Genomic DNA, 10,092 nt, shown 5'->3' with positions numbered 1-10,092 from the left:
ACAAAGAAATTTAAACTTATTTTATAAGGAAATTGAATTTATCCATATTTTTAAGCGCAATACCTGTACCACGAACTACCGCTCTCAGTGGATCTTCCGCAACAAATACTGGAAGACCTGTCTTTCTGTGAAGTCTGTCGGATAAACCCCTCAGCAGTGCACCGCCACCAGCAAGGTAAATTCCGGTTTTATAAATATCTGCTGCCAATTCCGGAGGTGTAAGTGAAAGCGTTTCCATTACGGCATCTTCAATTCTGATAATAGATTTGTCCAGTGCTCGTGCAATTTCCTTGTAGCCCACCATAATTTCTTTTGGTTTTCCTGTGATCAGGTCGCGTCCCTGCACCGGGATATCCTCCATGTCCATATCCAATTCTTCCACTGCAGATCCAACTTCAATTTTCACTCTTTCCGCAGTTCTTTCTCCGATATAAAGATTGTGATGGGTTCTCAAATAATAGGCAATATCACTGGTAAACACATCTCCTGCAATTTTCACAGATTTGTCACAAACGATACCGCCCAAAGCTACGACTGCGATTTCTGTAGTTCCGCCACCGATATCAATAATCATATTTCCTTCAGGTTTCTGAACATCAATGCCAACTCCTATTGCCGCTGCCATTGGCTCATAAATAAGACGAACTTCTTTCGCATTCACTTTTTGGGCACTGTCCCGAACGGCACGTTTCTCAACTTCTGTAATTCCTGATGGAATACAAATCACAATTCTGAGCGCAGGCTGTATTAATTTTCCTTTAATTCCGGGAATTTTTTTGATAAATTCCTTGATCATGTGTTCGGAAGCATGAAAATCTGCAATAACTCCGTCCTTCAGCGGGCGGATGGTTTTAATATCTTCGTGGGTTTTTCCCTGCATGTGCTTTGCCTGTTCACCTACCGCGATGGGTTTTCCTGTGGAGCGTTCGATGGCGACAATAGAGGGTTGGTCTATAACGATTTTATTATTGTGGATAATCAATGTGTTAGCTGTTCCGAGGTCAATCGCGATTTCCTGCGTGAACATATCAAATAAACCCATATTTTTTTTTGATTTTTAAGTAGAAATTAAGTTTACAAAGATATAAATTTAGAAACATCTCAGGGATTTAAGTATCTTGAAATTTGGTTAAAGTTTTATTAAATTTACCTTGGTGAAAACAACATCAATTTTAAACCGGAAACCAGAAGATTTTCCCGAAAAAAAGGTCTTTTTAAGGTTTTATGGACAACCGGCTTAGGTTTTATGAATGACTTTAATCATAGGCCTTTAAATTAAAAATCAGTACTTTTGCGTTTGCTATGAAACAGCACCCTGAAATACACAAAACCGCTAATTTTGCCGTGTTAAGCGTGAGCTACGAAAAAGCTGATGCAGAAACCCGGAGCAAGTTTGCGTTCTTTGATGAACACATCAAGGATTTTGTACACTCCATTCACGAGGGGAATATGGGAGACGCATTTGTGGTTTCCACGTGTAACCGTACTGAAATATATACAACCTCGCACAATTATCTGTTGGTAGCCGAAGAGTTCTGCAAAACTACAGGCGTAGCACTCACGGATTTTATCAAATATGCCAATATCTTTACAAGAGAGGAAGCGCTGAATCATCTATTTCGGGTAGCTGCCGGACTGGAAAGCCAGATTATTGGTGATTTTGAAATTATCGGACAGATCAAAAACGCTTACAACAGGTTCAAAAAAGAGAAAAAAAACAGCAATCCCTATCTGGAACGGGCCATTAATTCTTCCATTCAGATTTCTAAAAAAATAAAAAACGAAACCGGGATTTCTAACGGAGCGGCCTCAGTTTCTTATGCTGCGGTACATTATATTTTGAATCATCAGAAACAAATTTCTGATAAGAATATCCTCCTCCTCGGAACCGGAGAAATTGGCCAGAATACAGTTGAAAATTTGGTAAAACACATCTACAAACCGAGAATAAAAGTAATGAACCGTACTTCAGAAAAGGCGGAAAAAATCGCGGAAAAATATAAAATTCCTCACATTGCTTTTAGCGATTTGGAAACTGAACTTAAGAACACCGATATTCTGATTGTCGCAACCGGAGCGGCACATCCTATCATTCATCAAAATCATTTCCCGAACGGAAAAGAGACTCTTGTTATAGATCTTTCTATTCCCAATAATGTTGAAAAAAATATTACCACAAACCCTAATGTAAATTTGGTAGACGTAGATGAACTTTCTGCACATATCAGCAATACAATGGAGCAGCGGAAAAAAGAAATTCCGAAAGCCGAAAAAATCATTAAAGAAATGACCAAGGATTTCACGGAATGGGAAAAGAAAAGAAAACTGGCTCCGAAAATTCATCATTTTAAAGCTGTTTTAAAGAATATGGAGCGCAATGAAATGCACAATATTCACAAAAAACACAAGTATGTGGATGTACATGATATGGTGCTTTCAGAAAAACTGGTGCAGAAAATTACCAATCGGTTTGCAAAATATATTATCGATCATCCCTGGAAAGCAGAGGAAATCAGCCAGTTGATGCACGAAATTTTAGTAGAACACCCCAATAACGAATTTAATGAAAAGCATTAGAATCGGCACCCGAAATTCACCTTTGGCGCTATGGCAGGCCCGTGAAGTGGCAAGACATCTTCAGAATCTGAATTATACTACTGAAATAATTCCCATTATTTCTACCGGCGATCAGAACCTGACCCAGCCTTTGTATGCGATGGGAATCACAGGGATTTTCACCAAAGATCTGGATATTGCCCTTTTAAATAAAGAAATAGATATTGCAGTTCATTCTCTGAAAGACGTTCCTACACAGTTGCCAGATCAAATAAAGATTGTCAGTTATTTACAGAGAGATTTTCATCAGGACGTTCTGGTAAGAAAACAATCCGCACAAACCCTTGACCTCAAAGATCTTAAAATTGCCACCAGCAGTCTTCGCAGAAGAGCTTTCTGGCTGAAGGAATTTCCGGATACTGAATTTTCAGATATTCGTGGCAATGTACAAACCCGTCTTCGGAAATTGGAAGAACAGGATTTTGATGCTACAATTTTCTCCCTGGCAGGACTTAAAAGAATCAATATCAATATTTCTCATGAGGAAATTCCAGGCATGATCTCAGCTGCATCGCAAGGCGTGGTAGCCGTTGCAGGACATGAAGAAAATGCAGAAATTAACGAAGTTCTGACACGGATCAACCATCGGGAAACCCAAATATGTGTAGAAATAGAACGTAATTTCCTGAAAACTTTGGAAGGTGGATGTACCGCCCCTATCGGTGCATTTGCTGAGTATGAAGATGGAAAAATCCGTTTCATCGGAAGACTCTGTTCTCTGGACGGCAAAAACTGTATTCAAACAGATGAAATTTTTGAGTACAAAGAAAACAAAAACTTCGGCGAAGAACTGGCGCAAAAAATCCTGAATAACGGCGGAAAAGCCGTAATGGAAGAAATAAAACAACAAATGGGCTGAAGACAATGAAGGTTCTGTTCACAAAAAATAATCTGGACACCGAAATTATTTCTGAAAAAATCGGAGACCATTTTTCTTATGATTTCGTCGAAGTAATCGAGATAAAACCTTTGTCTGTCCCACATTTTGACCTGAAAGATTCTTCGCTTATATTCACAAGTGTCAATGCTGTGGAAAGTTTTTTCCAAAACGGATTCCTTCCAAATGAAGATTTCACCAGCAAAAATTTCAACAAAATATATTGTGTAGGACAGAAAACAAAAAAACGGATTCGGGATTATGGTTTTGGAACTTTCAAAGTGAAAAAACACGCCCGTGAACTCTGTGATTTTATCATTGAACATTCTGGAAAAGAACGCTTTCTGCACTTCTGCGGAAATCTGGCACTGGATGTTCTGGACAAAGCGCTTCCGTTGCAAAACATTTCTTATCGGAAGATTTGTATGTATGAAACTACGCTGCTCTACCCCAAAATTGAGAACAATTACGATGCTGTTGTTTTTTTCAGCCCGAGCGGCGTGCGAAGTTTTATAAAACACAACAGTTTAGAAAGCAAAAAGATATTTTCAATCGGATTGACCACTTCCGAAGAAATTGAAAAGCACACCGACAGCAAAATAATTACCAGCAAGGAAATCAGCCTGGATGATGTTTTGAAACTGATTTCAAAAGAAGCTGAAAAGCAAAACAAAAATTGATTATGATTAAAAACGATTTATATTTACGGGCGTTAAAAGGAGAGACGGTGGAACGTCCTCCCGTATGGATGATGCGTCAGGCAGGACGATATCTTCCTGAGTTCATGGAAATTAGAAAAGAATATGATTTTTTTACCCGATGCCAAACTCCTGAACTGGCTTCAGAAATCACTGTACAACCGATCCGGAGATTTCCTCTGGATGCGGCCATTTTGTTTTCAGATATTCTCGTGGTACCACAAGCGATGGGAATTGATTTTAAAATGAAAGAAAATACCGGACCTTGGCTTGATGATCCAATTCGTACGGCGGAGCAGGTTCAGAACGTTATAGTTCCCGATGTAAATGATACTTTAGGCTACGTTTTTGATGCCATCGAACTTACTTTGGAAAAACTGGACAACGAAATTCCGCTAATCGGATTTGCCGGTTCTCCTTGGACAATCCTTTGTTATTGCGTTGAAGGAAAGGGCTCCAAAGCTTTTGATATTGCCAAATCTTTCTGTTTTCAACAGCTGGAAGCAGCACATCAGCTTTTACAGAAAATTACCGATACTACAATTGCTTACCTGAAAAGAAAGGTAGAAAAAGGCGTTTCAGCTGTTCAGATTTTTGACAGTTGGGGCGGAATGCTTTCACCTGAAGATTATCAGGAATTTTCATGGAAATATATCGACCAGATCGTTGAAGCTTTAAGCCCGCTTACTCATGTGGTGGTTTTCGGGAAAGGATGTTGGTTTGCGCTGGAAGAAATGAGCCGTTCCAAAGTATCCGCCTTGGGTGTCGACTGGACAGTTTCTCCTGAATTTGCAAGAAAAACTACGGGAGGTAAAATGACGCTGCAAGGGAATTTTGATCCTGCAAGATTGCATTCATCGCCGGAAACCATCAGAAAAATGGTTCATGAAATGATTAACAGATTTGGAAAAGACCAATATATTGTGAATTTAGGCCATGGGATATTGCCCAATATTCCTGTTGAAAATGCGGAAGCTTTCATCCGGGCCGTTACAGAATGGAAAGGATAAAATAGGAAACCGTCTCAAAAAATAATTGAGGCGGTTTTTTATTTTCCGAATTTAAACCTCATCGTTTGTTTCAGATCGGGATGCAGGCTTTTTGCGACCGGACAATTCTGAGCTGTAGTTTCGATAAATGCTATCTCATCATCAGAAAATTCACCCGGAAAATCAAAATAACAGATAATTTCCCCAATTCTTCTGGGCTCTGAAAGCATGATTTTTTGAAGTTCACAAGTAGCCCCTTCAATGTTTAAATCCTGAGATTTTCCTAAAATGGCAATTGTTGTGAGTGCACATTCTGCCAAAGATGTGGCACATAAATCCGTCGGAGAAAATTTCTCGCCTTTCCCGTGGTTATCGGTGGGAGCATCCGTCATCATTACCGTTCCGCTTTGCAGATGTTCCGCTTCACATCTGAGATCGCCAATATATTTTATTTTTGATGTCATATTTTTTAAATTTAATTTATTTAGAAATTAAATATTCTTTTCGCCTGATTGTATGCACTTTCAAAATTGAGAAGGTGAAGGCGATGGGGAATTTTTTCCGAAGCCATAAAATTAATCACTTGTTCTGTAGGCATATTTCCAACCAGTTCGTCCTTTGCCATCGGGCAACCGCCTATTCCTTTTATTGCGCTGTCAAAACTTCTGCATCCGCTGTCATAGGTAGCTTTCAGCTTTCCATAGCTGTCTTCATATCGGTTGTGAAAATGTGCACCAAAAGTAATTTCGGGGTATTTAGGAGGAATTTCTTTAAAAATTTGCGTAATCAGATCCGGCGTTGCAACTCCGGTTGTATCTGAAAGCAAAATATTCCGAATGCCTATTTCATTAAAGCGCTGTGCCCAATATCCCACTTCTTCCAGACTCCACGTTTCTCCATACGGATTTCCAAAGGCCATTGAAAAATAGACATTTAAAGCTTTATTCTGACTTTTGGCTAATTCAAAAATCTCTGCGATTTCATTAAAAGCTTCTTCTCTTTTTTTATTGGTATTACGGTATTGAAAAGTTTCAGAAATAGAAAACGGGAAACCCAGTATATCGACATTGTCGTGTTTCAAAGCCAATTCAGCACCCAAAACATTTGCCACGATAACCGACAATTTCGTAGAGGAAAGCGACTTGTCAATATGATCCAGAACTTCGCCACTGTCCGCCATTTGAGGAATTGCTTTCGGGGAAACGAAACTTCCACAATCCAGGACATCAAAATTTACTTCCATCAGCGCATTGATGTAATCAATTTTTGTTTGTGTCGGGATCATTTCGCCCCAACCTTGCATCGCATCCCGCGGACATTCGGTGAGAAACATTTTAAAATTTTTGGTTTTTCAAATATAAGTTTTTTGATCGGAAGCCGAAAACAAGGTTTATTGATGATTCTAAAATGAAAGTAAATTCGTTTATTATTTGTGAAACATAGGAAATGTAGAGTCAAATCTCTTTTCCCGTTTCCGACTGAAACCGTATCTTTGTTATAATCAAATATCTTACAAAATGCAGACAATAGAATTCAATCTGGAATGGAAGTTAAAACTTCAGAACCGTTTCCTGAATTATGTAAAAATATATTCTACCAGCGATCCTGAGAGCGAAAGCACGCCTTCCACAGCACAACAGTGGAATATCGCAAAATATATTTTTGAAGAACTTCAAAACTTAGGATTGGAGAACGTAGAACTGGACGGCAACGGCTATATTTATGCATTTATTCCCTCCAATCTGGAAAATGATGACGAACCTACCATTGGATTTATTGCGCATTATGATACTTCTCCTGATTTTAACGGTGAAAATGTAAAACCACAAATTTGGGACGATTATGACGGTGGCGATCTTGTTTTGAATAAAGAAACAGGATTTACCCTATCTCCTTCAAAATTTGAAAATCTGAAACAATATGTTGGAAGAACCCTGATTACTACTGATGGAACCACACTTTTGGGAGCTGATGATAAAGCAGGAGTTGCAGAAATTGTAACAGCAGCAGAATACCTTTTGGCACATCCGGAAATAAAACACGGAAGAATTGCCATTGGTTTTACACCGGATGAGGAAATCGGAAGAGGCGCCCATAAATTTGACGTGGAAAAATTCGGTGCTGAATGGGCTTACACGATGGACGGCAGCGAGGCCGGCGAACTGGAATATGAAAATTTCAATGCTGCCGGTGCAGTGGTGAACATTCATGGTTTGAGTGTACACCCCGGATATGCGTTTGGCAAAATGGTGAACGCGGGACTTTTGGCTGCGGAATTTGTAAGTATGCTTCCACAAAACGAAACACCTTCTACGACAAAAGGTTACGACGGCTTCTATCATCTGACCGAACTTCAAGCCAATGTTTCTGAAGCCAAACTTCAGTACATTATTCGTGATCATGATGCTGAAAAATTTGAAGCCAGAAAACAATTGATGGTCAGCAAAGTTGAAGAACTGAACGAAAAACACGGTTCCGGAATTGCCGAAATTGAAATCAAAGAACAATACCGCAATATGAAGCAGCAGTTTGAAGGAAAAATGCACATCATTGATATTGCAGCACAAGCGATGCGGGACGCCAATGTAGAGCCGAAAATAAAAGCCATCCGTGGCGGAACCGACGGCGCACAACTTTCTTACATGGGACTTCCCTGCCCTAATATTTTTGCGGGAGGAATGAATTTTCACGGACCTTATGAATATGTTGCTTTAGAAACCATGGAGAAAGCAGTAAAAGTAATTATCAATATTGCCAAAGCAGTAAAGAAAAAATAACAGCCATTTTGTCATTTCATTTTTGTTGGAATGATATTGATGCAGCTATATAAGACTTTAACATCCTTTTTAAAAAGACAGAATTAATTTATTTTTAAACTAAAATCGAAATATTATGTATCCAGAAGATTTAGTAATGCCAATGAAGGCTGAACTTACCGATAAAGGTTTCCAAGACCTTACAACTCCCGAAGAAGTAAGCAGTGCAATAAAGAAAGAAGGAACCACACTGGTGATGGTGAATTCCGTGTGTGGATGTGCCGCCGGTGCAGCAAGGCCTGGAGTTGTTTTTTCACTTACAGGAGATAAAAAGCCGGATCATCTTGTCACCGTGTTTGCCGGATATGATGGCGATGCTGTAGCTGAAGCAAGAAAGTATATGGCTCCTTTTCCTCCGAGCTCTCCAAGTATTGCGCTTTTCAAAGACGGCGAACTTGTGCACATGTTGGAAAGACACCATATTGAAGGAAATCCTGCAGGTGCAATTGCTGCAAACCTTCAGGCTGCTTATAACGAATATTGCTAAAATTTAACATTTAGTAGATCTTATTCCGTTCAGAGTCTGGGCGGAATTTTTTTTGTTTTTCTGGAACGAATTACTATTTTTGCTTTCGATGGCGAACAAACCCTTTTTTAATTCTTTAGTCAACTGGTTTATTAAGCAAAGGATCAGTCAGATTCAGAATTTTATCAATGAGCCGATCAACACTCAAAACGGAATTCTTTTTTCGCAACTGTTTCATGCGGAAACCACAGAATACGGCAAAATTCATGGCTTCAGCTCCATTTCTTCATATCAGGATTTCAAAAACAGAGTTCCCATCACAACGTATGAAGATTTTGAACCTTATATAGAAAGAGCGAGGAAAGGCGAAAAAGATGTATTCTGGCCCGGACAAATTCGCCATTTTGCCAAATCCTCAGGAACGACGAATGCAAAAAGTAAGTACATCCCTATTACAGACGATAGCCTGAATGATTGTCATTTCAAAGCCGGTAAAGATTTAATTTCTATTTACGCCAACAATCATCCTGATAATCTGCTTTTTTCCAACAAAAACCTCCGTTTGGGTGGAAGTGCAGAAATGTATGAACAATTCAACACCAAATTTGGCGATCTTTCAGCAATATTGATTGACAATCTTCCCTTTTGGGTAGAACTTACCACTGTTCCCAGCAGAAAAGTTTCGCTGATGTCGGAATGGGAAAGTAAACTTCAAGCCATAATTTCAGAAGTAAAAAATGAAGATGTCGGCAGTCTTACCGGAGTTCCGAGCTGGATGATGGTACTGTTGCAAAGAGTACTGAAAGAAACCGGTGTAGGTACTATTTCGGAAATCTGGCCTCATTTGGAAGTGTTTTTTCACGGCGGGATCAGTTTCAAACCTTACAGGGAACAATATCGGGAAGTTATTGGAAAAGACATCAATTATTACGAAATATACAATGCTTCTGAAGGCTTTTTCGGAATACAGGACCGAAGCGACAGTGATGAAATGCTGTTAATGCTTGATTATGGTATTTTCTATGAATTTATTCCGATGGATACTTTTGGAAAGTCGGAACCGAATGCGATTCCGCTGGAAGAAGTACAAAAAGGTGTAAACTATGCCGTTGTGCTGACAACCAACGGTGGATTGTGGCGTTATTTGATAGGCGATACAGTGATCTTTACTTCCCTGGATCCTTTCAGAATAAAAATCTCAGGACGAACTAAGCATTACATCAATGCTTTCGGCGAAGAACTGATGATCGGGAATGTAGAAACGGCAATTACACAAGCGTGTCAGGCCAGCAACGCAAGTATTGGTGATTTTACAGGAGCTCCGGTTTTTATGAAAGGAAATGAAAGCGGCGCGCACGAATGGATTTTTGAATTTAATAAATTCCCATCCGATCTTGATCTTTTCGTTGATTCTTTTGATAATTGTCTGAAATCTATCAACTCAGATTATGAAGCCAAGCGTTACAATAATATGACCCTAAAAAGACCGATTGTACATTGTGCAAAGCCCAATCTTTTTTATCACTGGATGGAATCCCGGGGCAAATTGGGCGGACAGAATAAAGTTCCGAGACTCAGCAATGACAGGGAATATATTGATCCTCTTCTGGAATTAAATCAGAAACTTTAA

10 protein-coding genes are annotated in these 10,092 nt (G+C 39.3%); 7 read left to right on the top strand and 3 right to left on the bottom strand.

The window, feature by feature from the left end; genetic code table 11:
- Positions 1 to 16: 16 nt before the first annotated feature.
- On the bottom strand, positions 17 to 1,042 hold the full coding sequence (locus tag DQ356_RS04745) for a rod shape-determining protein (protein WP_114303326.1): 1,026 nt from the start codon (positions 1,040 to 1,042) through the stop codon (positions 17 to 19).
- 260 nt (positions 1,043 to 1,302) lie between these two features.
- Here DQ356_RS04745 and hemA point away from each other — a divergent pair, with 260 nt between their 5' ends.
- From hemA to hemE, 4 genes are read left to right on the top strand one after another with little or no spacing between them, the layout of a single operon-like run.
- Positions 1,303 to 2,577, top strand: a complete 1,275-nt coding sequence (hemA, locus tag DQ356_RS04740) for a glutamyl-tRNA reductase (protein ID WP_114303325.1) — start codon at positions 1,303 to 1,305, stop codon at positions 2,575 to 2,577.
- Positions 2,564 to 3,475, top strand: coding sequence for a hydroxymethylbilane synthase (hemC, locus tag DQ356_RS04735; RefSeq protein ID WP_114303324.1), 912 nt, complete (start codon positions 2,564 to 2,566; stop codon positions 3,473 to 3,475). The genes hemA and hemC overlap by 14 nt, the downstream gene beginning before the upstream one ends.
- Before the next feature lie 5 nt (positions 3,476 to 3,480).
- Positions 3,481 to 4,173: a uroporphyrinogen-III synthase gene (locus DQ356_RS04730; protein WP_114303323.1), complete on the top strand. Its 693-nt coding sequence runs from the start codon at positions 3,481 to 3,483 to the stop codon at positions 4,171 to 4,173.
- Positions 4,174 to 4,175: 2 nt separating this feature from the next.
- Positions 4,176 to 5,201 carry a uroporphyrinogen decarboxylase gene (hemE, locus tag DQ356_RS04725; protein WP_114303322.1) on the top strand — a complete coding sequence of 342 codons (1,026 nt, stop codon included), beginning with the start codon at positions 4,176 to 4,178 and terminating at the stop codon, positions 5,199 to 5,201.
- Between the two features lie 38 nt (positions 5,202 to 5,239).
- On the opposite strand, the gene DQ356_RS04720 is transcribed toward hemE, so the two are convergent.
- Both DQ356_RS04720 and DQ356_RS04715 read right to left on the bottom strand, forming a co-directional pair.
- The gene (locus tag DQ356_RS04720; RefSeq protein ID WP_114303321.1) at positions 5,240 to 5,644 is read right to left on the bottom strand and encodes an OsmC family protein; all 405 of its coding nucleotides are present in this window, start codon (positions 5,642 to 5,644) and stop codon (positions 5,240 to 5,242) included.
- 20 nt (positions 5,645 to 5,664) lie between these two features.
- Positions 5,665 to 6,513: a hydroxymethylglutaryl-CoA lyase gene (locus tag DQ356_RS04715; protein WP_114303320.1), complete on the bottom strand. Its 849-nt coding sequence runs from the start codon at positions 6,511 to 6,513 to the stop codon at positions 5,665 to 5,667.
- A 184-nt stretch (positions 6,514 to 6,697) separates the two neighbouring features.
- On the opposite strand from DQ356_RS04715, the gene pepT reads away from it, so the two are divergent.
- From pepT to DQ356_RS04700, 3 genes are all read left to right on the top strand, one after another.
- Complete coding sequence (pepT, locus tag DQ356_RS04710) at positions 6,698 to 7,957, top strand: peptidase T (protein WP_114303319.1); 1,260 nt, start codon at positions 6,698 to 6,700, stop codon at positions 7,955 to 7,957.
- Between the two features lie 115 nt (positions 7,958 to 8,072).
- Positions 8,073 to 8,483, top strand: a complete 411-nt coding sequence (locus DQ356_RS04705) for a BrxA/BrxB family bacilliredoxin (RefSeq protein WP_114303318.1) — start codon at positions 8,073 to 8,075, stop codon at positions 8,481 to 8,483.
- An 88-nt stretch (positions 8,484 to 8,571) separates the two neighbouring features.
- Entirely contained in the window at positions 8,572 to 10,092 is a 1,521-nt protein-coding gene (locus DQ356_RS04700) for a GH3 auxin-responsive promoter family protein (RefSeq protein ID WP_114303317.1), read from the top strand.

The organism is Chryseobacterium lacus (assembly GCF_003336205.1).
GTDB lineage: Bacteria > Bacteroidota > Bacteroidia > Flavobacteriales > Weeksellaceae > Chryseobacterium_A > Chryseobacterium_A lacus.
Note: the sequence above shows the minus strand (reverse complement) of the source record. Positions and strands in the feature narration are given on the sequence as shown.